Raw genomic sequence first — 26,211 nt, 5'->3', positions numbered from 1 at the left:
GCGACCGGATAGTCGTCGCGTCCCGGNCCGCGCATCACCTCCAGGTATTGCACCAATTGCGCGTCCGGGAGATGATCGCGCACCAGAGACAACCGCTCCAGATCGCTGCGCGCGTCAACATCGCGCCAGTCAAATAAGCTCGGTTCAATGGCCGCCATGGGGTCCTCCTGCAAAGGATCGTCTCGATAACGATATGATCCCTTGGCGGCCACCTTTTTGCACGACCCCGCCGCCACGCTGGGGTGAATTTTCGCCCGCCGCCCCAGTCCATGCGCGTAAGTAACTGATTGTTCGTTCCGGGCTGGGGTAAACGAAAGTTTTCCCCCGCCGGGCGGCTTTTCAGTTCAAGGGGTTGCCGACACCGCTAGAGGCTCCCAACAGGGTGCCGACGGCAAGGCCGGCGCGGCGGTTGAAGCCGGAGAGCACTTGCTGGAGCTTGAGCCAGGCAGTGAACTGGGCGCGGATCTCCCCGATCAGCGGGACCAGCGGGTTGAGTTCGTTCTGATGCTGCCAGGGGGAGTACCAAACACACAGGGACCCCTCGGCCGCGTCCCGGACCCGCGGGTCCCAGGCCAGCGTCTTGATGCGATTGGGATTGCTGTGGACCCAGGTCTCCCAGCCCTCCGAGCCGACCTCCAGCCCGGAGTCCTTGGCGAGCATCAACGGCTGCTCGATGGGCCGGCCGCCCAGCGTGGCGAAGGCCCGGCGCATCACGCTGGTCTTGCCGGAGCCCCGTTTGCCGGTGACGCCGACGGTGAAGGTCGGCTCTACCTCCAGGACCATGCGCGCCACCTGGTCCCCGGCGCGCCCGAGTCAGAGGCCGTCGTCCAGGGTCCAGGTGTCGTTGCGGTAGTGCTTCATTGCGGGCGTCGGCTCGTTGCGTGGGGGGCCTGGGCGATTTCCGTCAAATCCTATACCAACTCGCGCGTCTTTTCGCCCGCCCGCGTTCCGCGTCGCGCGACAATCGCATCGAAGTGGCAGCGAACCGCGCGGCGGAGTAAAGTCCAGGTCATGCCGACTCAGGGGATTGCCGGGATCGCCTTAGACCGTGCTCCCCGCGCCTTCGCGAGCTTGAACGGTCAAACCAAGCGTCGCGGTGGCCGGATGGGCATCGCTCTCGCTCTGCCCATCCTACACGCTTTGGACCGCACCCCCTGCACTCCCCTCGCAACACCGGTGGAGATCCGCTGTCCGGTGCCGAATGCGCCGATCTGGTGAGCAGAGACCTGATATGAGCCCATCCCGAACAGTCGGCCGCCGCGGTCAGCGGCCAATCGGTCCGCTGCGACCGCCGACGCCGGAAGAAATCGCCTGGTCGCAGCAGATGGGACAGTACCGCACCAGGGTGCCGAAAGGTGTGTTTCGGTATCGCTCGCAGGCGGAGGCGAATGCGGATTGGGAGCGCTGGCATGCTGAACTGGTTGCGGCGACTGTTGACGACGGAACCCAGGACGAACCCACTACCGGATCAGGATAACGGGATCTATACCCGGCCGGCGACTTGGGCGGATGTTATTTTCACCATGCGGTTATTGAATGCGGCGGGGGTTCGCTATGTTCTCGTCGGCGGCTATGCGCTGGCAACCCACGGCTATGTGCGGATGACCGAGGATATCGCTATCGCGGTGTCACCGGACCCGGAGAATACGCGGCGCTGGATCAGTGCGCTCGCGCAACTTCCCGACGGTGCCGCGCATGAGATGGCGGAAAAAGCCGACCCGTTCGATGGCGATTATCTGCACGCAATTCGTATCAACGATGAATTCACCGTCGACGTATTGCCGGCCGCGGCTGGGGTACCCTTCGCGGAGCTTGAGCGACACATCGAATGGCTGGAGTTGGAAGGTGAACGCATCCCGGTGCTCGATCTCATTGGATTACTCAAGACCAAACAGGGTTTGCGGCCCAAGGATCAGGCCGACGCCGCAGTGCTGCGCCGGGCGCTGGCGCTGCGCGCCGACCGGAAGGACGGCGCTGACCAGGGGCCGTAAACGGGGCCTTGATCGTAATCCCGGCCAGCGGCTTGCGTAATCAGGGCTTCCAGCCCTGACGCTGTCAGGCCAGGATGGCCTGACTACGCACCCAGCGAGCCCAAGTGGACGGAATCTTGATCGAGGCCGTAAACGGCATTGGTCGCTCCGGCTGGAGTCCAAGGCTGAAGCCCTGGACTCCAGATCAGCACTGCCGGCCGGAACGATGATCCAGACCGCGGAATACGATGTCACCGATGAACCGGAAAGCGCAGTCCACACCCGGCCGTGAGCGTTCCGCGTCGCGGATCGACTATAACCCGGCGGGCAAGTGGTCCGTGGCAAGTGTCACGGCCCGCTACGCGGCGCTGCGTGTCCAACTGGGCGGCACCAGCGATTTCGCGTTGCAGCCCAGAGTCTATACCAATCCCGGCGGTATGACCTGGATCTACAACATCATGGAAGGTGTTGCCGATGGGGTCCAGCGCGGCGATCAGGCCTGCATCGAGCTGGCAATTGGGTATATCGAAGACAATATCATGGCCTCCTATACCGGATACATTCGGGAACGCATGGCGCGGAGCTTGCGCCGCGCGCCGTTGAGCAAGTCCCAGCAGACCCGCCTGGCCAATGTCTTTCTCTCGCAATTGATCAGCGGCAATCTGCACAAGGAGTATCGCGAGTATATCCGGCTCTTCAGAACCATGGGGGTCGCGGATTTCCGGACCACCATCGAAAAGCAGAGGGCGTCCGCCAAAGCCTACATTCGGCGGGCGGCCGAACGCTTGCTGGCCTGATGGACTTGATGACTTGGCCGGCGACCTTGGTCATCCTTCCGGCCACTGGAGATCGAGGCTTTAGCCGGTCCGGCGCTCAGGCGCCACTGATTTTCTTTAAGATATCGGGAATCGCCACCGGCTGATGGCCATGGAAGGAACATCAAGCCGCCCCGGACGATGACAGTCCCCCGTGGGAGCGGCGTCCCGCCGCGATGCGGTGCCGCGGTGACCACGAACGCTGCGACTGTGCGCCCGGCCCCGTCGCGGCGGGACGCCGCTCCCACGGGGTCGCTGCGCGACTTTTACGGTCAGACGCCCGTTTCATTCGCGGCTGCCCGCTCGACGATGTCATGGTAAAGGCTGACCGCACGGGTGTAGAGGTCATGCAGGTCCGGGTGGCGGTCCAGGTAGGGCTTGGCCCGCTCGGCCTCGACCATGACGCTTTCAAGAAACTCGATATCGAAATCATCGAGCCGCGCACCGCTGTCGACTTTCGCCTTGATGTCCAGCGCGCGCGGTAATAAAAAATTCGCGAACCGCTCGATGGTGACGGTAAAGACACCCTGTTCCCGCTCGCTGTCGCTCATGGTGTTTCCCCTTTGCTGTGGTTGAGTTTGACAGCCGCACGCGCGGCCTTGATCATCATTCCGGCCCTTCGGTGGATAAGCGCGAGCGTTGTCCACCGAATCCCACGCCGCCGCCGGTGGACTGCGCTGCGCTTGTCCACCCTACGCTGCCGCGTGCCCGGACGTCACACAGTCGAGGCTTCAACCGGACCAAGGCCGCTCCCACCGGGGTTCCCGTGCGATTGTCACGGTAAAGCCTCGACGTCGGGGGATCATAGCAACTCCAAGCTGGACGCTGCCGTCTGCGCCGTGACCGCGCGTGTCGTGACAAGGACTGTAACAGCGACCGCGGCAGCCAGTCGGCCAGGTGCTGACGCACTTCGGGCTGCCGGGCGACCATTCGCTGGCCTGAAGCTGGCCGCCATGGAGGGCGGCGAGACGCTGCACCCGGACAAAAGACAGCCTGACGCTTGACACACGTCAAGAATGTAATAACGTATCGCACTCCTGATCGCCCAAGCTGGGCGCGGCTGACGGAGTCCCGATGGTTAGGCAGTGTTTGGCGCAGTGCAGTGCATCGGTCACCGCAACCCGCGGGGGCGCAGCACCCCCGATCCGCCACCCTTGGCGTCGCGCCGGTCATGCCGGCAGCGGCGCATCCGTTCGAGAGGAGAGCCGGCGGGGCGTGCCGTGTCACCTTGGGCGTCCGTGCTCGCTGAGGGGTACCATCCATGGCGCTGGATTCCGGCGTCCGGCCGGAACGACGTCGGTTTCCACGCAGCTTCTTCTCAACCAAACTCACGCGCCGAGGTCCAGATGAACTTCCGTATCGCGCTCCACGCCCTGACCGCCGCCTTGACCTTGAACCTGCCCGCCGCGCTGGCGCAAGACGCCCACGTGCACCGGGAGCACGGTGCCCATGAACACGGGGTCGGATCGCTGACGCTGGCCCTGGACGGCAAGGAGATGGAGATCGAACTCGAAAGCCCCGCCGCCAATCTGGTGGGCTTCGAGCATGCCCCGAAAGATGATGCCCAGCGTGCCGCGCTGGAACGGGCGGTCGCCCTGCTCAAGGACGGCGAGCGGCTCTTCAGCTTCCCCAAGGCGGCAGGCTGCCGGCTCACCGCGGCATCGGTGAGCTCGTCGCTCCTGGGGCATGAACCGGCGGAAAAAGCAGACCACGAGGATCACAAAGCCCATGCGGAGGCTCCGAGCGCGGCGGCCGACCACGACGCCGAACACGAAAGCCATGCGGACCTGGACGCCGACTACGACTTCGAGTGCACCCATCCCGAGAAGATCGATCAGGTCGAGGTGGGTCTGTTCGCAGCCTTCCCGGCCACCGAGCGGCTGAAGGTTCAGTACGTGACCGCGCGCGGTCAGGGCGGCGCCGAGTTGACCAAGGCGCAGCCGCGGATCGTCTTTTGAGTCGACGAAGGCTGATCGTCCGCCAATGAACGCGACTTCGGGTGCCGCTTGATGGCCCGGTGCTGGATGCGGCACGGTCAGGCGACCGATCCGGCCGACCTGGGCCGCACGCCCGCCGGGCTCACCCGATGCTGAGCGGGCAGCGCCGGACCCTGGAGCGACCGCCACGGATTCCGCTTGGCCGTCTGGGGCTGTTGTTCGCCCTGATGTTGGTGGCCTATCAGGTGCTGGCCGGCGCTCACGAGGTGGAGCACCTGATCCAGGGCGAGGCCGACCACTGCCCCATCTGCCACGCGGCGGCCAGTCCGGCGCTGCCGGCCCTGCCGCTGACCGTCGCGCCGCTGATCCCGCTGGGCCGGACCGAAACCCCGGCCCTGACCGTTGCCGATCCCGCAGTCCGCAGCCGACGCGGCCGGCAGGCCCGCGCGCCACCCGACTGATTCCGATCCGCCCAACAGCCGCCCCGCCCCACGGGCAGGATGCGGCCAATCTCCTTGCCGATCGGAGTCTTCCGTCATGCGTCATTCATTACCGCAGGGTGCCCTGTGCGCGGCCCTGCTAACCCCCTTGCTTGCGCCGCTCCCGGCCGCGGCGGCGAGCGATCCGGAGATCGCCGAGCTGCGCGCCTCGCTCAATCAGATCAAGAATCAATATGAGCGACGGATTGCCGACCTGGAATCGCGCCTCGCCACAGCGGAGCGCCAAGCCGCCCGCGCGGCACGGGAGTCCGAGGCCGCGGCCAAACAGGCACAGGCGGCTGCCGCCGAGTCCCGACCGATGACCGCGCCGACCGTCGACCCGGCGGCACCGTCCCCGGCCGCGCAGAGCGGCGGCGTCCTGGGTGCCCTGACCTCGGGCAGCGCCTTCAATCCACAAATCGCGGTGATCCTGGACGGTAACTACTATCACGACGGAATCGGCGGGGCGGGCTCGGCGCTGGTGGGCGCGGCCTACCAACCATCCCAATTGGCGCCTCACACGCACGGGGAGGAAGCCGCGGGTGAGGCGGCGGCTCACAGCCACGGGGCCGCGGAGAATGGTTTCAACTTCCGCGAGGCCGAGTTGTCCTTCACCGCCACGGTGGACCCCTATTTCGATGCGGCGCTCTTTCTCGCCATCGACGGGGATGGCGAGGTGGAACTGGAGGAGGGCTGGTTCCACACCCGCGGTCTGCCGTACGGGCTGCGGATGAAGGGTGGTAAGTTCTTGAGCAACTTCGGCTACATCAACAAGCAGCACCCCCATCAGTGGGACTTCGTGGATCAGAACCTGCCGTATCTCAACCTGCTCGGCGCCCATGGGCTCCAGGACACGGGCGTGCAATTGACCTGGTTGCCGCCGCTGCCGTTCTACACCTTGCTCGGGGCCGAGCTGGCCCAGGGCGACCAGGAGCGTTTCGGCGCCGTGGTCGATGCGGATCAGCGGGCGCTGCTGGCGGATAACGTGGGCTATCTGGGCGAGGAGAACGAGGGACCACGCCTGTGGACGGCCTTCGCCAAGGTCGCCCCGAACCTTCCGGAGCGGCATGCACTCCAGTTCGGCGCCTCCTATGCGCGCAATAATCAGCATCAGGAAGTGCAGGGTCACACCCATGAAGTCGCGGCCGAGCACAGTGACGAACACGAGCATGAAGAGCTCGTGCATTACAACGCCCTGGCGGGATACGCGGACATCTGGGGCCTGGATCTCGTGTACAAGTATGACGGCGGCGGCGCCGAGGGCCATAAGGGATTCAAGTTCCAGACTGAATACCTGCGCTCCACCAAAGACCTGTCGATCCGCTCCAGCCCCCACCCGGAGGCGCTTGGCGCATCCCGCGACTTCACCAGCGACGGACTCTATGCGCAGGCGGTTTACGGCTTTGCGCCCAAGTGGACCGCGGGCCTGCGCTACGACATCTTCGGGATGACCAACGAGGTGAGCGGCGGCACGACCTCCCAGGACTTCGGCTCATCGAACCGCTGGACGCTGGACATCACCTGGAATCTCTCGGAATTCTCGCGCCTGCGCGCCCAGTACGCGAAGAACGACATCCTGGAGGAGCCGGGTCAGCGCGAACGCTTCGACGCCTTCTATCTCCAGTTCCTGATGAGTATGGGGAGCCACGGGGCGCATACCTTCTAACGGCGAAGGCTCCTCAAGCGCATGAGAACCCTGTGGGAGCGGCCTCCGGCCGCGATGGGGCACACCCTGAACGCCCAGACCGCGCGATCCCCCGCGGCGGCCTCGATCAAGATGCCGGCCACTTGGGCTCGCCGGGTGCGTAGTCAGGCCATCCTGGCCTGACACCATCAGGGCTGGAAGCCCTGACTACGCACGCCGCTGGTCGGGATTACGATCAAGGCCCCCGCGGCCCTGTCGCGGCCGCAGGCCGCTCCCACGGGGGAACTTCATGTCTCGGATGCGGTGTGCATCCTTCAATGACCGTTGGCCATGCTGCCATGACCGTCACTTTTTGGAGAGTATTATGATCGGACGTTTTTGCACCGCCCTGATCGGGCTCATAGCCCTGGCCGCGGTCCCGGCCGCGGCGCTCGAAATCGTCGCCACCGCGCCCAGCATGGGCGCGCTGGCGCGCGAAATCGCCGGCCCCGGCGCCCAGGTGACGGTGCTGGCGGGGCCGCAGCAGGACCTGCATCGGCTCCAGGCAAAACCCAGCATGATGCGCAGCCTGCGCGACGCTGACCTGCTGGTCGCCATCGGGGCCGAACTCGAAGTCGGCTGGCTCCCGGTGGCGATCAGCAGTGCGGCCAATCCCCGCATCCAGCCGGGCCGCCCAGGCTATTTCGAGGCGGCTGCCCAGGTGGATCTGCTGGATAAGGGCGGGTCGGCGGACCGTGCTCAGGGGGACGTGCACCCGGTGGGCAATCCACATATCGATCTGGACCCGGTGCGCATGGCGGCGGTCGGCCAGGCCCTGGCGGGGCGCCTGGCCCAGCTCGACCCGGCCGCTGCCGCGACCTACCGCGCCCGCGCGGAAGCCTTCGCCACCCAGGCGGCGACCCGCACGGCCGGTTGGCGGGAGCAGTTGGCCGGGGCGCCCGGCGCTGTGCTCTATCACCGGGATGCCCTCTATCTGCTGGACCGTTTCGACCTCCCCTTGCTCGGCACTATCGAGCCGATCCCCGGCGTACCGCCGACCGGGCGCCAGTTGAGCGCGCTGACCGCCGCACTCAAGGGCGGCCGGGGAGTCATCCTCTATACCCCGTATCAGTCGCCCCAGGCGCCCCAGGCGCTGGCGCGCGACCTGGGTTGGACGGCCATCCAACTGCCGCTGGAGCCGCCGGCGGACGCGGACGGCAAGGGCTACCTGGATCATCTCGGGCGCTGGGTCGCGGCGCTCGCGAGTGCCCGGTGAGCGGCAACCCGGCGGCAGCGCCCCTGCTCCGACTGGAGCAGGTGGTGGCGGGCTATGCAGCGCCGGTGGTGGGGCCGATCTCGTGCAGCATCCAGGCGGGGGACGTCCTGGGGTTGTGGGGCACGAACGGGAGCGGCAAGTCCACCCTGCTCAACGCCATCGCCAATGCCGCCCGGATTTTCTCCGGGCGGATCGAGCGCGCACCGAATCTCACCCTGTTCTACCAGGAGCAGCGGCCGGTGCGCCTCCCGGCCATGCCGCTGACCGGGCGTGACCTGCTGCGGTGTGCCGCCGTCCCGACCCACCGACCGCCGCCGGGGCCCTTGAGCCAACACCTCGATCGGCGCCTCGACCGGCTGAGCGGCGGCCAGTACCAACTGCTGTGCGTCTGGGCGGCGCTCGCCGGGTCGGCGGAGCTGGTGTTGCTCGACGAGCCCACGAACAACCTGGACCCCGAACACGAACGTTTGCTGGCGCTGCTGCTGGCGCAACCGCCGGCGTACCGCGACGACCGGCGCGCGGTCCTGCTGGTCAGCCACGAACGCGCCTTTCTGGAGAGCGTCTGTTCGCGGGTTCTGGAGCTTGCCCCGGATGCCTGACCGTACAAATCGCACAGCGACCCCGTGGGAGCGGCCTCCGGCCGCGATGCGATGCCGCGGTCAACGCCAACGTTCGCTATCCCGCGCGGCTCCATCGCGGCCGGAGGCCGCTCCCACGGGAGACCCGCACCTCACGAGGTGGGTCATCGCCTACCTATGACTGTTCGCGTGTCAACGACTCTGTTCAGGCTGATCCAATGAATTGGGAAATCTATGCAGATCCACTGTTCCGGCTGCCCTTCGCGGCCGGCTTGCTGATCGCCGGGGTATTGCCGGTTCTGGGCGCGCTGCTGATGTTGCGCGAGGAATGGCTGGCCGCCCTGGGGCTGGCGCATCTGGCCGCTGCCGGCGCCCTGCTGGGGCTTGCCGTCGGCGCCCCCGCCATGCTCGGTGCGAGTCTGGGAGCGCTCGGCGGCGGGGCGGTGAAGTCGCTCGGCGGGGCGCGCGGGAACACGGCGTACGGTTTCATGATCTTGATCGGCTGGTCGGCGCTGCTGCTGGCGGCGGCCAATACCTCCGCGGGCGATGCCTTGGGACAGGCGGTGATGGACGGTCAGATCTATTTCGCCGGCTGGACTGAACTGGCCGCTGCCGTGCTGCTGACCGGGCTGGCCGTGACCGCCCTGCCCCGGCTCATGCCGCGGCTGCTGCGCGCCCGCTTTTTTCCGCGCCACGATACGGCCAACCGGCTGCCGGCCTGGCGCTGGCACCTGGGGTTCGATCTCCTGGCGGCATTCGGCGTGGCGGTCGGGACGGCGACCCTGGGCTTGCTGGGCGCGTTCGCCCTGGTCCTGGTCCCCGCCTGGGCGGCCTTTCGGATCGCACCCGGATGGGCCTGGACACTTTGGCTCGCAGGGCTCATGGGTGTCGCAGCCTATCTCGCAGCTTTCGTCCTCGCCCTGGGGCTCGATCAGCCCTTCGGGCCGGCGCTGACGGCGGTCTGCCTTGCGCTCGGCGGCTTGATCGGCGCGCTCAGCCGGCCGGCACAGGGCCGCCGCGGCGCGTGATGAGTCCGTTGACTTCACCTTTAAGCGATGGGCGCCCCGGCCGCGCCCGCCGCGCGACACGCGCGACTATTGGGCAAGCATTCCTCGTAGGTCGGGTCAGCGCAGCGTCACCCGACGTTTCTTGCGTCTGGTGGCACCACGCGACGGTATCCGCGTCGCGACGTGCTCCCGAATTGGAGCCTGGGCGCCAGATCGTCGTTCCGGCCGCCGGAAGACTGGAGGCCGAGGCTTTAGCCGGTCGACATCGCGCCTGCGTGACCCTAAGGATCGGTGTCGCGAAACTCTGCGCTCGGGTTAAGTCCGACAGACTGCTAAACCGCGCCCAGGACGGGATGCGTAATTTTGGCATCGGTGCGGTGTCAACCGCACCGGCCAAGCGTGCGGCTAAAGCCGCACCGACAAATTACGTTTCTCGCACTGGGCGTGGTTTAGTGCATGTAGAGGTGCAGGGCGAGCCGGAGGCGGCCTTCGCCGAACGCATGTTCGTGTACAACCATCGGCTGCGCGATGCCCGCGGCGTACCGGTGGCTAGCCTCGCGGTCCTCGCCGATACCAGCCCGCGCTTCCGCCCCAAGCGCTACCGGGATAGTCTCTGGGGCTGCTCCATCGACTTTCGCTTTCCCGTCGCCAAGCTGCTGGACTGGGACCGGCCCGCGCGGTGGGCGGAGCTGGAGCAGAGCCACAACCGCTTCGCGCTGGTGGTCATGGCCCAGATTCGCGCCAAGGACCGGGGCGATGCCGACCAGCGGCGGGCCTGGAAGCTGCGGTTGATCCGGCTGATGTATGATCGCGGCTATGACCGCGGCACGATCCTGGAGCTGTTTCGGGTCATCGACTGGATGATCCGGCTACCCGCGGAGGCCGAGGCCGCCTTTCGCAAAGACCTCTACGACTTCGAGGCGAGCAAGCAGATGCCCTATATCACGACTGTCGAACGTGCGGGAATCAAGAAAGGCCTTCGGCGGGGGCTCCAGCGGGGGCGCCAGCAAGGGGTCCGGCAGGGGGTCCAGCAGGGGGTCCAGCAGGGGGTCCAGCAAGGCGAGGCCGCATTGCTCCTGTGGCAGATCGAGAAAAAGTTCGGCGCGGACGTTGCGCAGCGCTGTCGCGGCCGGGTGGAGACCGCCGACAGCGACGACCTGCGGATCTGGTCGGAGCGCATCCTGACGGCGGACAGCATTGCGCAGGTGCTCGACTGAGCGAGCAAGTGGTCTGAGAGGTTGTGAAAGAAGATAATGGACTAGGCTCAGCAATTCCCGGCGAACGCTAACCCACTGAAAAACGAGCCGCATTTTTGCCAATTTTCGGTGGATTGCAAGCTGGGTTTAGTTAAATCAGGCACTTCACTCTTGTTCGCCGGGAATTGCTGGACTAGGCTCAATTAAATTCTTTTCCGTCTTCAAATTTAATTGAGCCTGGTTCCTTATCCCTGAGGCATCCTATCCCCTGTTCTAGAGCAACCGGAGCCAACGATGAAGGAAGACGACAAGGGTTACATCCAAGGGGTCGCGACCGAAGCCCTCGATATCTTTGCAACGGTCGCGGGGCAGGCGCGACAGAGGCTCGAAGATGGTTTCCATGGGATTCGCCCAGATGACCTGACCGACTTCAACGTCGCAACCGACCGAAACGCACTCGGGCGCATACAGCAGCTCAATCAAGAGAAGTATCGTAATCTCGTCACCCTGCGCGATGAGCCGGCCATTGCGCGAGTGGTTGTCGATGACTTCGGCGGCAACCGCGAGACCTATTACATCTGCCGCACCGCACCGCCTTCAGGCATCGGCACCGCCAGATTTGCGAGCAATCGCGCCCCGATTGCCCACATTGCGGCGCTGGAGGTGGGGCAGACCGCCACCCTCCCCGACGGTCGCAAGGTCGAAGTCGTCGAACGCTCCCTGCTACGACCGAGACGAGAGAAGGATGTTTGGGATTCACGCGATTCCATCGTCGAGTCGAAGGGTCTTGGTCCTCTCACTATTGCGTCCCTGCGGGCCTTGCTGGAAGAACTGGCGGTCGAGGCCGACGGGGACGTGCTGGGGCAACTGCTGGCGGAGGATCAGCAGGCAGCCAACATCGTGGAAGGCATCAGGCGCAGTGTCATCACCAAGATGGAACTGCGCGACCGCCCGGTGCTGGATCAATATCAGGACGAGATCTTTCGCCTGCCCTTGAACAAGCGCCTAGCCCTCCTGGGTCCCCCGGGGACCGGTAAGACGACGACCCTGATTCGCCGTCTTGGACAAAAGCTCGATCTGGAGTTCCTTGACCCCGGTGAGCGCGCAACGGTGGATCTGGTGGCGGCCGAAGGTGGTCTGCCGCACACTGATAGCTGGATCATGTTTACGCCAACCCAGCTCCTCAAGAAGTATCTCCAAGAGGCATTCAATCGGGAAAGCATCGCCGTGCCCAATAAGCGCATCCGCACCTGGAACGACTTTCGCCACGAGTTGGGGCGCGAGGCATTTGGCATTCTACGCACAACAACCGGCAGCGGCAGCTTCGTCCTCAAGGATACGACCACCTATCTGTCGACGGACACCCAGGCGCAAGCAATCGGTTGGTTCGACGACTTCGAGCAGTGGCAGCGGGCCAGGTTCCTGGAAGAGCTGTCACAGTCGGCACAACGCCTTGAGGAGGATCGGGATACCGCCGTCTCCGCGCTTGGAGAAGCGCTGAGCGCTGTGCTGAGGCGCAGCCAATCCGGGAGCGAGGCGGCCACGCTGATCGCGCTGGCGACGGAGGCGGATAAGGCCGCCGAACTGCGGAGCAAGCTCAAAGGCGAAACGGATCAGGCGATCCGCGGCGCCTTGAGTGTGCAGGTTAGAAAGGACAACGGCTTCCTTGATGCCCTGGGTGATGTCATCGAGCGGATTAAGGACCAGTCAGCCTCGGATGACGACGACCTGGATGAACAGGACGAGCAGGACACAGAAGACGAAGAGACGACACCCTCGGCGACCAAGCGGCAACGTGCCGTGACGGCATATATGCAAGCGGTCCGCGCCCAAGCCCGCGCGACCGCCACCGGTCGGAGCATCAGCAAGAAATCGCGAAACGGGGTTGTCTTGGAATGGCTTGGGGACCGGGCCCTGGAGCAGGCATCCCGGGGCGAGATTGGCATCAGCCTGGTCCGGCAGACCCATCTTCAACGCTTTGCCAACCCGGTTCGGGATTACTTCCACCGCATCCCGTCGCGCTATCGGGCATTCCGGCGAGCCCGACAGCAAGAGGCCCGCTGGTACCAGGGCCAGGCAATTCCGGCCAGCGAACTGGATCCCCTGGAGCTTGACGTGATGCTCCTGAGCAACGTGCGTGGCGGCGGTGATCTGCTGCGCGACCCACGCATCGCGAAGAATCTGAATGACCGTCGCTGGGCTGTGTTGGAGCCCCTGGCGCGCCGGAATCAAAACCAAGTCCTGGTCGACGAGGCCACCGATTTCTCGCCGGTCCAGTTGGCGTGCATGGCCGGACTTTGCCATCGTTACACCCGGTCGTTCTTCGCCTGCGGGGACTTCAACCAGCGCCTGACGACCTGGGGTACTCGGTCTCGTGGTGATCTGACTTGGGCGATCGGCGATATAGATATCAGGGAGATCAACGTCTCCTATCGCCAGAGCCGACAGCTCAACGAACTCGCCGGTGCGATTATCCGGGCGGCGGGGGGGGTGGGCGACGTCGGGGTACTACCGGAGAAGGTGGACAGCGAAGGGGTCAAGCCCGCGCTGCTGGAGTCCGCAGGCGATTTCCTCGTGGTAGTCGATTGGCTATCGGCGCGGGTTCGTGAGATAGAGCGGTTCGTCCGTCAGCTACCGTCCATCGCCATCTTCGTTAACCAGGAGTCCGAGGTGCAGCGCACCGCCGATGCGCTGGACGCGGCACTTGGCGCAGACAACATCCGAGTCTCTCCTTGCCCCCAGGGCCAGGTCATGGGGAACGACAGCGACGTTCGGGTCTTCGCGGTGGAGCATATCAAGGGCCTTGAGTTCGAAGCGGTGTTCTTTGTCGGCGTTGATCGACTGGCGGACCTTCATCCGGAGCTCTTCGGCAAGTACTTGTATGTGGGAACGACACGTGCGGCAACCTATCTTGGAGTTGCCTGCGTTGGCCTTCTGCCCGCCCAAATCGCAGGACTGCGGGAAGTGTTCGTCCCGTCCTGGGAATCCGGGCGGGAGGACGCTTAAGGGAACTAAATGCAGTGTCAGCAAGGGCAGGAAATAGTGGTCAATAGAATAGGGGAATAGAGCGTATGCCGGGGTAGGCCACGATATTTCCGCGGGCAGTCGCGCGACGCTCCGAGCTGCTCGCAAGACCGTCCCGCAGAGATGCAACGCCGCCCCAGATTGCGCTATTGCCCCATCCGGGCTATGCCCCTGAAGCGGGCGCCCACCGGTCGGACTGTTCGGGTATCCGGACCCGCTGGAGCCGAGCCTGCAGCCCGGATCGGGCGAGCGCCAAACGGACACCGAACGAACCTCAGTCCGGTGTCGCCACCCGCGCCCGCAACGCCTGCTCCGCCAGTCCGGCGACGGTCGCATCCTGCCATTGGTCGCCTCTCCAGCGGGTGTAATCGACTGGTTCCCCATGCATGCCTGCGATAAAACGTTCGGCATCCATCGGGCCGAGCGCGGGGGTCAGCGCCAGGGGGCCTAAGTTAATGCACTGCGTTGTGTTCGATGGAACTCAGCCTTTCTGACAATTTCTACTGTACCGCTTGACCGTCACTGTCACCGGATGGCTCGGCCGTTTCCCTCTCCCGGGTTGCATGGCGTAAGAAGGCGACTCATCATGGTCGTTCGGTTTTTCTGATAGAAGTTCGTACCAGATCGATGCGGTCTATCAATGATCGGAATTGCATGAAGCCCTCCGGGCCGAATGATTGGCGCACTTTGGGATTGTTCTCACAGTCCGCTATTGCATCTCCGATGTTCGCCCACTCTACCGGGGTCCGGTTCACCGTTTTCTTCTTGCCTGGCACGACGTTGCGCAGCTTCTCGATAAGCAGGCTGCTTAGCCCAAGAGCACCTTCGGTGTAAAGAAACTCTGGTCCCGACATATCGAACACGCGCTTCAACTCACCCTCGTCGTAATGACGGGTATTTTCCAGACGTGAAGGCACCCCACATCCGACAGCAGGTTCTTTATCGAGATATTGGCCCCACTCCTCCAACAGAAAGTTCGCATCCGCACTCGCCAAGAGCGGCGAGCATGATCCGGAATAAGAAACGATGAGCTGATTCTTCGCACGAGTCATTGCGACGTAAAAGCGAGCCAAATCTCGAAACCGTTCCTTTTGTGGTTTGAGCGGATCAGGAATCACCTTGTCGCTACAATTCACAATGATCATTGTGTCGAACTCAAAGCCTTTGGTATGCTCCAAGTCGCTCACATAGAGCGCGTTGTCAGTGATAGTCACGTTCCCGTCAAGCACTGGAACGTTGAGTTTCGTGCCAAAGTTCTGAATTTCGTAAAGGCTATATCCGCAGAAGGAGATGCAACCCTTACTAGTCGGCTCTTCTTCTTCGCTTGTCCTCAGATACGCAAGCGCGAAGGCGATCTCTTCTTCTAATGATGATGCCCTGAGCATAAGGGGAGGTGCCGCACTGAAGTCCGCATACTCCGGATCCAGAATCTCAAAATCTCCAGAGTCAAGCATTTCCTCGCTCAGATTACAATAAAGGACACCGTAGGCCGCGAGTAAGATTTCCCGGCTGTTGCGGTAATTTTTCTTAACCTGCATATTGAATAAGCTGGGAATCTCGATACCTGCCTCGCGAAAGCTTCGATGCTTTGCCGATACCTGCTGAGCCGCATCACCACAGAAAAATAGGTCGTTCTCTGCCGGACTGACGAACTTTCGCACCAACTGATACTCCATGGTTCCAAAGTCCTGCGATTCGTCCACCAAAATACAGCGATACAGCGGCTTGAGCCGGTCAATGTATTGGTAAAGTGCTGTGGCGATACCAAGGTAGTCCGTGACGCCGATATCACACATCTTCTTTTCCCAAAATTTCAGTCCATCAAGGAGCAAGGTGCGAAACCTTGCGTCGAGGGGATAGCCCCTGCCGTGCCTTTCAAGGTCGAGATAGCGTTTTCGATCTCCGCTTGGAACCGCACTGCGAATCCAGTCAAACTCCTCGCGGATGTATTTCTCTGCGTCAATATTTCGCGCAATCACTGAATCGTGCACTGGGTGGAGTACCTTGGCGCTAGAGTTGTTAAGCTCACAACGATAGTACTCCCTCCAAATCTCATCGATATGCTCCATGCTCTTCCATGTGACGTCGTCGTAGAGCTTATCGTTCTCCGGCTCAAACCGGTGCAGCAGTTCCTGACAGAGCGAAAAAAACGGCTTAACGTCAATACGCGACCGAACATCCACCGGACAAGCGGCTTCCACCATTTCGTTGATCAATCGGGCAAGCTGGCGATTCAGCGTAAGAATCAGAACCCGCTCGCCCTCGTACGTGTCGGCGAGGCGCACGGCGCGCTTAACGACAATGCATGTCTTTCCGGAACCGGAAACGCCGCTAAGCTTTGCAGGGCTTGAGAAATCTTTGTCAACAACTTCCTGCTGATCCGGATGCAGAAAGAGCATCCAGTCCATATTAGGATGCAGACTTGACAAAGTGCTCGAACACCCTTTGGAAGCGAGGATCGTCTGCGCGGATCGTCTTGATCGTCTCGCTGTCAGCAAGCCGTCTTATCTCATCTTTAGTTAACTCGACGATTTCGCGAGTTTCTCCCAGAAAAAGTTTCGCGCGATCAATGGCCTGTCTACGTTTATCTTGGCGTAACAATGAAAATACGTCATAAATAGCCTGTGCCCTGTCGATATCATCAATTGCCTTTGTGATTTCGTAGATGTCCGACTCTTCGTTGATCGATTCAAGTTCCTCGAGTTTGCGTACTAGCTGACGAGGCAACCCTTGGACAAGGCGGTCGAAATAGGTCTCAGGAGTTAGTCCTTCGTACAACTTACCCTTGGTGAGAGCCGACGGTCCCGTCAGGGCTGACTCAATGCCGAGTCCTCTTGGGGTTCTTTGAACATCCACCATGCGACCATGCTCGTCGGCCGCTAGGGTGAGTCCACGATTACGCTCTAACCAAGCGTCGCAGGCGGTATGATCTCCGGCGAAGCAGAATAGGGTGACATCCTTTTCGGTAATCGTGATGAGGCGGGCAAACCCTATCAGATCGTACTTCAAGCACTTACTCACGCGATTCTCGCCATGTTTGGTCTGCCTGAAACCTGCAAATGGGTAAGTGTCAGGAACCCCTATGCCACCAAGTATTGCCCTGACCTGTAGTGCTGCCTTTTGAAAAAGCCCTCCTTTTTGATAAAGATCTCTAACGCTAGACATAAAGTCTTTGTGATGCCGATATTCCATGTTGACCTCCTCTCATGCAGCCGCAGCAATTCCGGGGACAGTTTACTGACCTGGTGGGAAAGCGGGAGCGGACAGCGATTGGCGGCCCGAACTCCCGACCATCGCGCGTCGCTGCAACACCGACCCGGAGTCCGTTATCGCTCCATCCGGGCTAGACATCTAGGGCTGTATGGCCTCCAGAGAGCCGCCCAGTACATCGACCCCCATCCCTCCGGCGGCGAGCCTCAATCGATCTGGTCCAGAATTCGTCGCAACCGTAGTGCAGGACGGTCGCCAGGTGGAGTGCGTCGGGGGTTTTCAGTCCGTAGCCTGCCCGCAGTTGACATGCTCGATCGAAGATGCGGCCGTCGCTGCCAAGCCAGCGTTGCGCCGCAAGGAAGTCCTCGTCATCCGCAACCAGCTTGGTATTCGACTCTCGCAGCGGCTTGATGATCGCCTCCAGACGCACAAGGGGCGAGACGCACAGGAGCGTGTCGCTGCTTCGCGCCAAGAATTCGCGTGTCCGCTCGCTGAGCCGCCCGGCATCCTCGATCAGGTAGATCACGATACAGGTATCGAGATAGGCACGGCGTATCAATGGTCCCCCCAGTCCTCACGGAGCGCCGCGATCCGGCGCTGCACCTCGTTCGGGTCGCTGACAGGGCGTTGGGCCAAACGCGGGGATGCAACAGGGCCAAGGCGTCGGCCGCTGTCCCCCCGGCGGCAGGGGACGCCGTGCGGCGGCCGGACGGATCGGCAGCAGGGTCAGATAGGGCGGCTCCAGCGGGCGGACCCTTCCGTCTCGGTCGATCACGACTTCGATCGTTGTCAGCATGACTTAGCCTCGTGAGTACAGATGCGGCAGTCCTCTGCTGAGATAAATCAGCACGGCGACATGCCTCCGATGCTCAAAGCGACAGGCGGACAGCATACTACCTACAAGCGCAGCGCGCTGCTTGATGGTGCCAGAACCCGCCAACCTGGCTCCCGGGCAATCAGGACCGCCAGTTCGTCGCGAAACAGCCGTCGGGAAACAGCGGGCCGAAAAGATGCCAGGCTCAATTCAATCCACCGGACGCAGGCGAGTTTGATTCGGCCTGAATTTAATAGAGATAGGCCCGAATGGCACTCAGTTAAGGGCGAGACCTTAATATATCAGTGGCTTGCACTGGCCGGTCGGCGTCAAGATTCTGACTTCTCAGAAGCGGCACGCCTGGCTTTCGTGCATCTGCGGAGATCCGGGGACAATTTACTTATCTCTCCGCTGGCCACGCCGACCGAATTGAGTAAACTGTCTTCGGAATTCGCGGCCGTAGCGATCGAGATCGTCGCCATCGCGCCCAGTGACGGTGCAAGCCGGACCGCAGCAGGACCTACACCGGTTCCAGGTCAAACAGCGCGTCGGCCCAGTGGCATGTAGCGAACCCGTCAGGCTTACAGCAGCGGGCCGGAAGTCACGCGAAGAGTCGTTCCATCCAGGCCACGAACCGGCGTGCCGCAGCGGCGTCATGGGCGAAAGTCGCCGCCCGGATCGCGGTGCCGAAGGGCTGGCCGGGCTCTTTCTGCCAGGCTAGCCACGTATGGATGTGGGCCTTGATGAAGTCGGATGGTGTGAATCCGGCGCCCAGTCGAACGGCGCGCGTGGTGCTCTCCTCGGCCCAGGCCCAGCAAGGGTCGGCTGGCGGCACGAGCAGGGCAAGGAAGTCCTCAAGCTTGCCCGGGTTCTGGTTGTCGGGCATGAGCCAGACGCCAATTCGCTTGCCGTCCATCCGTTCGACCACCGTACCTTCTGGGTCGGGCCGGGTCGGCACCGGGAAACCCTCGTCGGATAACAGGTCGCATACCGACTGCCACCGACGTTCGGGCGAGAAGTCCGCATCCAGGACGACCCCGACCCGGCGATAAGAACGGACCGCAAGCGGCAGGGACTCCAAGGCCAGCGTGTCGCCTTTGGCGTCTGCGACGAAGGGATAGTGAGGAGCAGGGTTGTCCCAATCCCAGCCGTATTTGGCAGTCAACGCGATGATCGACCACTGATCGTCCCGCCCCTCGACGATCAGTCGATGGGGCGCGCTCGACCTCACCTTCGATGCACTCATCCCCGCACCTCGATGTGATGGCGTGCGGCGATCTCGATGTCCGCGGCCGAGTAGCGCACCGCGGCGGGCTCGGTCCGGTCGATGCGGTGTACCGAGACCTCCGCCGCCAGGTCTGGGGCGTCGGTTTGGAGCCAGGCTAAGGCGCGGATGCAGTCGCCGCTGTGGGATGTGGCGAAGACCTGCACATCGAGCCGCCGGGCGGACTCGATGACGAAGCGCCACATGGACTCCAGCGTGGTGTAGTGGAGTCCGGTATCGATCTCGTCGATCAGTAGTACGCCCTTGGCCGAGAAGGTCATGTAGATCGCTTGGGCAAGCAGTCGCTTCATCCCATCGCCCAGACTGCCGAGGGGCATCCGTTGCTCTTCACCCATCAGCTTCACAAAGGCGGTGCTTTGCGAGCCTTGCCCGATGAACGCGAGCCGCTGGATGGCGGGCTCGATGATCTGCAATGCTGAGATGACCTTGTCCTCCTCCGGGCTAAGGACGAGCAAATCCCAGATGGCCTGAAGAAACCCCGGCGGGGCACCTTCGGTACCGAGGAACCAAACTCTTACAGGTTTGTCTTTTCTCATCGCCGATATTACAGCGGAGACACTTGCTAAAGCGCCGACTCCCTCTCTGCTTTTGTCGTTTGGAGGCAGCAAGGGTTTGGGCGCTTCACCGCGAGTGAGATTTGCGGTAGATCCAAAAAGGAACCCATTCTCTCCGATCGGAACGGGAGGCTTACCTTCCGGATTGTCCGGCCCGGTCATCACCAGTTCAAAGGGGAGTCCGACTCCGACCAGGTCAATCAATGGATCAAGCTTCGCGGGATCCGCTTTATTTGGCCGAATACTGCAACCGACAACCCGGGCGGTATTGCCGTAACCGGCACTCAACTTGAACGACACGCCGTCGCGGATCTGATGTCCATGAAATAGATGGCTCAAATCGACATCCCAACCGGTCGCGCTCTGGCCGGGCGACTCAGGCCAAATCTCACGTCGCCGTATGGGACTGCTCCACAGCGAAGCGAGTTTCCCGCCCAACGCCACCATTTCCACCGCATCCAGCAACGAGGTCTTGCCTGCATTGTTCTTCCCGACCAGCAGGTTGACCCGGGTCAGATTGGGGAGATCGAACGAGTCGAAGGCCCGAAAGCCTTCGATCTTTAGTGAGTCGTACATGGTCAGCGCAACCTTTGTCTCTGAGGAGCGGCGGGGCTCGCTAGCGTCTAGCGCCCGGCGACGGCGCTACAGTAGCCCAAGCAGAGGTCCGGACCAAGCCGGGAGACGGCATCGCCCTTCTACTTGCTCGACGCCATCGCTCGATCGACGTAGGCTCCGCGTCCGCTTCAGGTATTTCCGGTGCACGACGTCCGGACACCGAACGCAGGGCAAGGTCCGACCGGCGGGCGCTGCCCCGGCGCGCGGATCAGGTGCCGCCGTCCACGAAAGTCAGGGCAAACCGGCTGCACTCGCCTTCGACTCCAGCGCCCGGCTGCTCGCCACCTCCGGCGCCGAATACGACACCGTCCGGAGCTCGACAGACCTCTTGCCCAGGCGAGCGTTGAACCAAGTATCCTGTTGCCGTATCGGGTGAGTTGCCAGCTTTTTCCTGTTGCATTGGTCAGGCTTCACGCCGATGGTGAAGGTGCCGGGGTCCGGCGACAAACCCTGGCTCTAGCCGGCGAGCGGTCACGGTTCAGCCCCCGTCGACCACTGCCCGCCCCAACGGAGGTTTCATATGCCGACCCGAATCTATCTGGTGCGCCACGGCGCGACCGAACTGACCGCCGAGGACCGGTTTGCCGGCTCCACTGAGGTAGCCTTGTCCGAAGAGGGGCGCACCCAGGTCGCGGCGCTGGCGCAGCGCCTGCGCTGCGAGCGCCTGGACGCGATCTACGCGAGCCCGATGCAACGTACCATGGAGACGGCGCGAATCATCGCTGTACCGCATGGGCTGGAACCGCTTGTCCAGCCCGATTTACGAGAGATCGCCTACGGGCACTGGGAGGGTCGCTCCCGCGACGAGATCGAGGCCGACTACGCCGACGAATACGACGCCTGGCAGGAAGACCCGCTCACCGTCGCGCCGCAGGGTGGCGAGTCCGGTATCGACGTGCTGGCCCGCGCCTTGCCGGTGCTTCGCCGCATCGTGCAGCACCATCGACACCAGGCGGTGCTGGTGGTTTCCCACAAGGGGACCAATCGGCTGCTGGTCAGCAGTCTGCTCGGCTTCGATGCCCGCGGCTATCGCGACCGACTCGACCAGAGCCCGGCGAGTCTGACCATCCTCGACTTCGCCACTGACGTGCGTGCGCGGTTGCGGCTGTTCAACGACGTCTCGCATTACGAGGGGGTGCCGGCCCGTGTGCTACAGAAGCGGCTGTCGCGTTGGTGGAGCCGCCCCGCCTGCTGACGGAGGGAAATAGGTGACGTACCACGGAATCGCTATCCCCCAAGCAATCTGCGGGGTCGCGTCGCTGCTGGTTTTCCCGGCAGTAGGCTTCTTTTCCAATGGCGAGTGTCACAGCGGACTTCTCGCCGATCCGGCCAACGAGCACTCAGGGGCAGACCACGGTTTCCTTTGCCACTAAGAGACACCGTATGAAGACCGACCGCGAGATCTATACCCTGCTGGGGGCCGACGCCGAGACCCTGGCGATCCTCACCGACGGCATCCGGGTGCGCGGACCGTATCGATTCGAGGCCCTGGAGGTCAAAGGGCTCGACCGGCGCACCGACGGCGTCCTGCTGCCGGAGGCGCCCGACGAGCCCATCTGGGTCATCGAGTTTCAGGCGCGGGACGATCCCAAGATCTATCACCGCTCGGTGGTAGAGTTGGGGCTGGTCGGCGAACGCAACCTGGGGCGCGTGGTGCGCGGACTGATCTTGTTCGCCACCCCGGCGCTCGACCCCCGCACCGAGCCCTGGTACGCCGCCGCGCGGCAGCCGGACGCGCCGTTGCGCGTGGCCTATCTGCAGCCAATCCTGGAGGCCCTGGAGCGGCGCGAGCCGGGCATCCGCTGCTGGCCGTGTTCCTGCCCTATCGGATCGCGGACCCGGAGCGACTGCGCCAAGAAGGGCCACGGGCCCTCGGGCGCATCGCCGCCGCGGCGCTGCCGCAGGCCGTGCGCGAGCGCCTGACCGACGTCTTTTTTTCGTGGCTGACGGTGCGCTTCAGCCATCTGAGCTATCCGGAGATTCTGACCATGTTTGGGATCCAGACCCCGTTTGAAGAGACCCGGACCTACAAGGAATTGGTGGCCATCGGCCACGAGAAAGGGCTTGATGAGGGGCGCGAGGAGGGCCGCCGCGAGGAAGCCGCGAACCTGCTGCTGCGCCAAGCCACGCGGCGCTTCGGTCCGCTGCCCCCGGAGCTTGAGGTCCGCCTCGATGCGCTGCCGCTCGCGCGCCTCGAAGCCCTCGCCGAGGCCATCTTCGACCTCGCCAGCCAATCGGACCTACGGGACTGGCTGGGCAGGCCCTGAGCGGAACAGCCGCGGGACCTCAGTTTGTCCGGGAATCGCGGGGACCGTCAGGCCGCGGCCAATTCCCGCAGTACCTCGGGGTGCCGCTCGGCCACCTTGAGCAGGGTCTTGGCGGCACCGCTGGGCTGGCGTCGACCTTGCTCCCACTCTTGCAGCGTGCGCACCGACACGCCCATGAGCGCGGCGAACTGCGCCTGCGACAGGCCGGATTGCCGCCGGGTGGCGTGATCGGCGAGTACACCACAGTCCCGAGGCCGGCGTTCATCTGGCGGATCGATTCCAGTAGCTTCTCTCCGAGCGCATCGCTGCCTGCGCTGGCCCGTCATGCCTTGAACGCGTGCGGCGAGCGCGGGCATCTCGCCGTAGGGGCGGCCTTCGCACTCTGTAACCGGGCGATCAGGGCGGCCGGCGTGCGCGGCGGAGGTTGCGGGTCTTCCGGACCACCGCCGAACCCCAGGGCAACGGCCAGGGCCAACAGGGTGGGCGTTCGCAGGTGCGCGGCGCGCAAGCGTTCCGCATCCGCGAGGGTCGCCAGGGCTTCACCCTGACAGACCACGAGGCCTTGACCCAGGATGGCCACGTCATCCGCCCAGCCATAGGCCAGGTCAACATCATGGGTGGAAAACACCAGGGTCGTGCCGGCCAGACACAGTTGTTCCAGGGCGGACAGCAGGTGGGCAACGCCCTGGGGGTCCAGCCCGGCGGTGGGTTCGTCCAGAATCAGAACCTCGGGTCGCATCGCCAGCACCCCGGCGATGGCGACCCGCTTCTTCTGGCCGAAGCTCAAGGAATGGGTCGGACGCTCGGCCAATGCGGCGATGCGCAGGGTCTCCAACGACTCGGCGACCCGGGCGCGCACAACCGCCTCCGGCAGTCCCTGATTGAGCGGGCCGAAGGAGACATCCTGCTCGACGGTGGCCGAAAAGAGTTGGTCGTCGGGCTCCTGCAAGACCAACCCGACCGTGTTGCGCCAGACGTTGAGGGCCTGACGGCCATACCCCGCGCCCGCGCCGTCCAGTAAGACCTGGCCGCGGGAGGGCTTCAGCGTGCCGTTCAGGTGCAGGAGCAGGGTGGTTTTGCCGCAGCCGTTGGCACCCAGCAGGGCGAGCTTGCGGCCCCGCGATACCTCAAGGTCCAAACCGCTCAAGGCAACGATGCCTCCAGGGTAACTGTATTCCAGCCCCCGGGCAGACAGGATGACCGGGTTCATGCCAAGCCCCGATCCAGCAACACGGATCCCAGGGCGACCGCCAGCAGCAGACCCCCAATCCCCGCCAGCCGGCGCCGGGACAGGGGACGCTCCGGCGTCAGGACGCGCAGTTCGCCGACGTACCCGCGGGCGGCGAGCCCGACCTCCAGGCGGCGCGCCCGCTCCAGGGCCCGTTGGAACAGGGTCGCGATCAGGAGTCCCAGTGATTTGAGACTACGTGGCCGGGTGCTGTAACCCTGCCGCGCGGCCTGTGCCTGCTGACCCGCCAGTGCCCGCTCCGCGAAGATGAAGATCAACCGATAGATCAGGAGCGCGATCTCGACCACGGCGGCCGGCACCCCCAAGCGGCGCAGCCAGGGGACCAGTTCCGCGACCGGAGTGGTCAAGGCCAAAAAGGCCAGACAGGACAGTGCCCCGAGGGAACGCAGGGTCACCTCCAGGGCGAGCGTCGCCCCGGCCGGGGAACAGGAAAGGTGTAACCCGTCACGCAAGTCGAGCGAGAGCGCCAGAAAGGGCGCGCTGGTGAGCATGAACCCCGTCGGCAGAGCCATGACCCCCAGGAAGGCGCGCATGGGAACAGCGGCCCCAACCACCGTCGCACCGGCCATGAGGAGGCATAGCAGGGGTCCGGCGGTCAGGGGCGGCAGCGTCAGGGCCAGGACCAGCCCCCCGCCGGCGAGCAACAGATGCTCGCCGGGGTGGTGACGGCGCCAGCGATTGGTCCAGGCGTGCCGGTCAATCGCGAGCATCGACGGCCTGCGCGTCGAGCCTGGCCGGGTCTGCGTCCGATTTGCGCCGCTGTGACTCACCGCGCCGCAGACCGAGGTAATAGCCGAGCAGACCCGCCCCCAGGGCCGCCTGCAGGGCAAACAGCAGGCTTTCGATCTCTCCGCTCGGCGGCTCCCACAGGGGCGTGAACCAGGGCTGGTAGTCCGGATTCGCCGCGGTGATCGCGGTCTGGGCTTGGGCATCGGCCCCGGCGAAGGGCTCGGCAAGCCCGCCGGGCAGCGGGAGGATCAGCGGCAGGGCGGCAATGACCACCACCGCGGCCAGGAGCAACAGATTGGTGCGTTTCATCGCACCACCCCCGGAGCGAAGGCCAGTTCGTCAAGGTCGTCCCGGCTGAATTGGATCAGCAGGTTGACCACCAGCACGGTGAGCAGCCCCTCGATGATGGCCAACGGGATCTGGGTCAGCGCAAAGACGCTCCCGAACTTGGTCACGGCGCCCAAGAAGCCGCTGACCGGATCGGGGAAGGCGAGCGCGAGCTGCACCGAGGTCACCAGATAGGTGGCCAGGTTACCCAGGGCGGCGGCCAGAAACACGCCCAGCGCCAGGGGGCCGCCCAGGGTGCGGGCGAGCCGGAACACCCCATAGGCGACCCAGGGGCCGGCGATGGCCATGGAGAAAATGTTGGCGCCCAGGGTGGTCAGGCCACCATGCGCCAGCAGCAGGGCCTGGAACAGCAGCACGATGGCCCCCAGCACCGCCATCACCGCGGGGCCGAAGAGGATGGCCCCCAGCCCCGTGCCGGTGGGATGCGAACAACTCCCGGTCACCGATGGGATTTTGAGTGCGGACAGCACGAAGGCGAAGGCGCCGGCGCTGGCCAGGAGCAGCTTGGCCCGCGGATGCTCGCGGGTGACCCGCGCGACGCTGCGCGCGCCCATAACCAGAAACGGCAGGGACGCAAGGCCCCAGACGGCAGCATGAACCGGGGGTAGGAACCCCTCCATGATATGCATGACAACGATCGCTCCACAGTGAAGGGGCGGATCGCTCTGGGGAGAGACCACGGGACACCCAGGCCAGCCAGCCACCGGCCGGCCCTGGGAGTTCCAGGCAAGCGGAAATCTTGCATCTCGCCACCGGAACACCCCGCCCGGATTGACTGATCGACACCCGACACCGGCAGGTCTCCTGGCTTGCAGGTCGGCGCCGACACCCACCTTCCCGGCGCCGTCCGGCGGCCAGTGGTGATTTCGGGTGCGACTCGCTGCGTACAGTTGCGGGGGCAGCCATGGCTTTGAACCATGTTCCCTTTTCATCCCCCGGGGCGTGACCGCGGGGGAACCGGTGTCGTTCGCTTCTTACTTTAAGACCTTCCTGTTCGGCTGGTCAAATCAGCCTCCGGGTCGGCCATGAGTCCATCCTCCGCCACGGGCACCCGGCGCGCATGCAGACCGGCTGGGTGGGCCTCATGAAGGGCGCGATCTATCCGGACAACCGAGCCTTGGGGCTGGTGCATCGCTCGCCCCCCATCGCCGGCACCGGTGAGACCCGGATACTCTATTGCCTAGACGCCTGACGCTCGGCGGCCTGATCGACTCACTCCATCAATGCGCTCCAT

At 64.0% G+C, this 26,211-nt stretch carries 27 protein-coding genes, 1 pseudogene and 1 riboswitch; of the genes and pseudogenes, 15 read left to right on the top strand and 13 right to left on the bottom strand.

Going from position 1 to position 26,211, the window contains the following annotated elements; genetic code table 11:
• Positions 1-339: 339 nt before the first annotated feature.
• Complete coding sequence (locus A39O_RS0119520) at positions 340-783, bottom strand: hypothetical protein (RefSeq protein ID WP_020506351.1); 444 nt, start codon at positions 781-783, stop codon at positions 340-342.
• A gap of 626 nt (positions 784-1,409) precedes the next feature.
• On the opposite strand from A39O_RS0119520, the gene A39O_RS0119515 reads away from it, so the two are divergent.
• Together A39O_RS0119515 and A39O_RS0119510 are read left to right on the top strand one after the other, a co-directional pair.
• Positions 1,410-1,991, top strand: coding sequence for a hypothetical protein (locus A39O_RS0119515; RefSeq protein WP_020506350.1), 582 nt, complete (start codon positions 1,410-1,412; stop codon positions 1,989-1,991).
• Between the two features lie 236 nt (positions 1,992-2,227).
• Positions 2,228-2,767 (top strand): hypothetical protein, encoded by a 540-nt coding sequence (locus A39O_RS0119510; RefSeq protein ID WP_020506349.1) that lies wholly within the window; start codon positions 2,228-2,230, stop codon positions 2,765-2,767.
• 290 nt (positions 2,768-3,057) lie between these two features.
• Here A39O_RS0119510 and A39O_RS0119500 read toward each other — a convergent pair whose 3' ends face one another.
• Positions 3,058-3,336: a hypothetical protein gene (locus tag A39O_RS0119500; protein ID WP_020506348.1), complete on the bottom strand. Its 279-nt coding sequence runs from the start codon at positions 3,334-3,336 to the stop codon at positions 3,058-3,060.
• Positions 3,337-4,131: 795 nt separating this feature from the next.
• Here A39O_RS0119500 and A39O_RS0119495 point away from each other — a divergent pair.
• The 9 genes from A39O_RS0119495 to A39O_RS0119455 all read left to right on the top strand — a co-directional run bounded on the left by A39O_RS0119495 (position 4,132) and on the right by A39O_RS0119455 (position 13,888).
• Positions 4,132-4,743 (top strand): DUF2796 domain-containing protein, encoded by a 612-nt coding sequence (locus A39O_RS0119495; RefSeq protein ID WP_020506347.1) that lies wholly within the window; start codon positions 4,132-4,134, stop codon positions 4,741-4,743.
• Between the two features lie 128 nt (positions 4,744-4,871).
• A complete protein-coding gene (locus A39O_RS0119490; RefSeq protein WP_020506346.1) occupies positions 4,872-5,183 on the top strand; it encodes a hypothetical protein in 312 nt (103 codons plus the stop codon).
• A 76-nt stretch (positions 5,184-5,259) separates the two neighbouring features.
• Entirely contained in the window at positions 5,260-6,867 is a 1,608-nt protein-coding gene (locus A39O_RS0119485; protein WP_020506345.1) for a TonB-dependent receptor, read from the top strand.
• A gap of 21 nt (positions 6,868-6,888) precedes the next feature.
• Complete coding sequence (locus tag A39O_RS41005; RefSeq protein WP_157640278.1) at positions 6,889-7,029, top strand: hypothetical protein; 141 nt, start codon at positions 6,889-6,891, stop codon at positions 7,027-7,029.
• 181 nt (positions 7,030-7,210) lie between these two features.
• Positions 7,211-8,101, top strand: coding sequence for a metal ABC transporter substrate-binding protein (locus A39O_RS0119475; RefSeq protein WP_020506344.1), 891 nt, complete (start codon positions 7,211-7,213; stop codon positions 8,099-8,101).
• A complete protein-coding gene (locus A39O_RS0119470) occupies positions 8,098-8,700 on the top strand; it encodes an ATP-binding cassette domain-containing protein (protein ID WP_020506343.1) in 603 nt (200 codons plus the stop codon). The genes A39O_RS0119475 and A39O_RS0119470 overlap by 4 nt, the downstream gene beginning before the upstream one ends.
• Before the next feature lie 197 nt (positions 8,701-8,897).
• On the top strand, positions 8,898-9,707 hold the full coding sequence (locus A39O_RS0119465) for a metal ABC transporter permease (RefSeq protein WP_020506342.1): 810 nt from the start codon (positions 8,898-8,900) through the stop codon (positions 9,705-9,707).
• Between the two features lie 431 nt (positions 9,708-10,138).
• Positions 10,139-10,903, top strand: coding sequence for an RpnC/YadD family protein (locus tag A39O_RS34320; protein WP_211211635.1), 765 nt, complete (start codon positions 10,139-10,141; stop codon positions 10,901-10,903).
• A 273-nt stretch (positions 10,904-11,176) separates the two neighbouring features.
• The gene (locus tag A39O_RS0119455; protein WP_020506340.1) at positions 11,177-13,888 is read left to right on the top strand and encodes an ATP-binding domain-containing protein; all 2,712 of its coding nucleotides are present in this window, start codon (positions 11,177-11,179) and stop codon (positions 13,886-13,888) included.
• Between the two features lie 292 nt (positions 13,889-14,180).
• Here the strand turns inward: A39O_RS0119455 and A39O_RS42245 are convergent, their stop codons facing one another.
• From A39O_RS42245 to A39O_RS0119425, 6 genes are all read right to left on the bottom strand, one after another.
• Complete coding sequence (locus A39O_RS42245) at positions 14,181-14,321, bottom strand: hypothetical protein (RefSeq protein ID WP_020506339.1); 141 nt, start codon at positions 14,319-14,321, stop codon at positions 14,181-14,183.
• Between the two features lie 169 nt (positions 14,322-14,490).
• Positions 14,491-16,314: a UvrD-helicase domain-containing protein gene (locus A39O_RS0119445; protein ID WP_020506338.1), complete on the bottom strand. Its 1,824-nt coding sequence runs from the start codon at positions 16,312-16,314 to the stop codon at positions 14,491-14,493.
• Position 16,315: 1 nt separating this feature from the next.
• Positions 16,316-17,098 (bottom strand): hypothetical protein, encoded by a 783-nt coding sequence (locus A39O_RS0119440; protein WP_157640277.1) that lies wholly within the window; start codon positions 17,096-17,098, stop codon positions 16,316-16,318.
• A 151-nt stretch (positions 17,099-17,249) separates the two neighbouring features.
• Positions 17,250-17,642, bottom strand: a complete 393-nt coding sequence (locus tag A39O_RS0119435; protein WP_157640276.1) for a type II toxin-antitoxin system VapC family toxin — start codon at positions 17,640-17,642, stop codon at positions 17,250-17,252.
• An 889-nt stretch (positions 17,643-18,531) separates the two neighbouring features.
• Positions 18,532-19,176, bottom strand: a complete 645-nt coding sequence (locus tag A39O_RS0119430) for a DUF3226 domain-containing protein (protein ID WP_020506335.1) — start codon at positions 19,174-19,176, stop codon at positions 18,532-18,534.
• The gene (locus A39O_RS0119425) at positions 19,173-20,345 is read right to left on the bottom strand and encodes an AAA family ATPase (RefSeq protein ID WP_020506334.1); all 1,173 of its coding nucleotides are present in this window, start codon (positions 20,343-20,345) and stop codon (positions 19,173-19,175) included. The genes A39O_RS0119430 and A39O_RS0119425 overlap by 4 nt, the downstream gene beginning before the upstream one ends.
• A gap of 559 nt (positions 20,346-20,904) precedes the next feature.
• On the opposite strand from A39O_RS0119425, the gene A39O_RS0119415 reads away from it, so the two are divergent.
• The 3 genes from A39O_RS0119415 to A39O_RS0119405 all read left to right on the top strand — a co-directional run bounded on the left by A39O_RS0119415 (position 20,905) and on the right by A39O_RS0119405 (position 22,651).
• Complete coding sequence (locus A39O_RS0119415) at positions 20,905-21,579, top strand: histidine phosphatase family protein (RefSeq protein WP_020506332.1); 675 nt, start codon at positions 20,905-20,907, stop codon at positions 21,577-21,579.
• 188 nt (positions 21,580-21,767) lie between these two features.
• Entirely contained in the window at positions 21,768-22,307 is a 540-nt protein-coding gene (locus tag A39O_RS0119410) for a DUF2887 domain-containing protein (protein ID WP_026199541.1), read from the top strand.
• A complete protein-coding gene (locus tag A39O_RS0119405) occupies positions 22,292-22,651 on the top strand; it encodes a DUF4351 domain-containing protein (protein ID WP_020506331.1) in 360 nt (119 codons plus the stop codon). The genes A39O_RS0119410 and A39O_RS0119405 overlap by 16 nt, the downstream gene beginning before the upstream one ends.
• Positions 22,652-22,698: 47 nt before the next feature.
• Here A39O_RS0119405 and A39O_RS43630 read toward each other — a convergent pair.
• The 5 genes and pseudogenes from A39O_RS43630 to A39O_RS0119380 all read right to left on the bottom strand — a co-directional run bounded on the left by A39O_RS43630 (position 22,699) and on the right by A39O_RS0119380 (position 25,606).
• Positions 22,699-22,925, bottom strand: a pseudogene (locus A39O_RS43630) (helix-turn-helix domain-containing protein).
• 48 nt (positions 22,926-22,973) lie between these two features.
• Positions 22,974-23,861 (bottom strand): energy-coupling factor ABC transporter ATP-binding protein, encoded by an 888-nt coding sequence (locus A39O_RS34310; protein WP_020506329.1) that lies wholly within the window; start codon positions 23,859-23,861, stop codon positions 22,974-22,976.
• Positions 23,858-24,610: a cobalt ECF transporter T component CbiQ gene (cbiQ, locus tag A39O_RS0119390; RefSeq protein WP_020506328.1), complete on the bottom strand. Its 753-nt coding sequence runs from the start codon at positions 24,608-24,610 to the stop codon at positions 23,858-23,860. The genes A39O_RS34310 and cbiQ overlap by 4 nt, the downstream gene beginning before the upstream one ends.
• The gene (locus tag A39O_RS34305) at positions 24,597-24,938 is read right to left on the bottom strand and encodes an energy-coupling factor ABC transporter substrate-binding protein (RefSeq protein ID WP_020506327.1); all 342 of its coding nucleotides are present in this window, start codon (positions 24,936-24,938) and stop codon (positions 24,597-24,599) included. Before A39O_RS34305 ends, cbiQ begins: the two co-directional genes overlap by 14 nt.
• Positions 24,935-25,606, bottom strand: a complete 672-nt coding sequence (locus A39O_RS0119380; RefSeq protein WP_020506326.1) for an energy-coupling factor ABC transporter permease — start codon at positions 25,604-25,606, stop codon at positions 24,935-24,937. The genes A39O_RS34305 and A39O_RS0119380 overlap by 4 nt, the downstream gene beginning before the upstream one ends.
• 148 nt (positions 25,607-25,754) lie before the next feature.
• A riboswitch (cobalamin riboswitch) is annotated at positions 25,755-25,954 on the bottom strand.
• A gap of 29 nt (positions 25,955-25,983) precedes the next feature.
• Between A39O_RS0119380 and A39O_RS38810 the strand changes: the two genes are divergently transcribed.
• Positions 25,984-26,169: a DUF1826 domain-containing protein gene (locus tag A39O_RS38810; protein ID WP_322786458.1), complete on the top strand. Its 186-nt coding sequence runs from the start codon at positions 25,984-25,986 to the stop codon at positions 26,167-26,169.
• Positions 26,170-26,211: the final 42 nt, after the last annotated feature.

The organism is Lamprocystis purpurea DSM 4197 (assembly GCF_000379525.1).
Classification (GTDB): domain Bacteria; phylum Pseudomonadota; class Gammaproteobacteria; order Chromatiales; family Chromatiaceae; genus Thiodictyon; species Thiodictyon purpureum.
The sequence above is the reverse complement of the archived record's forward strand: the minus strand, read 5'-3'. Positions and strand labels throughout refer to the sequence as shown.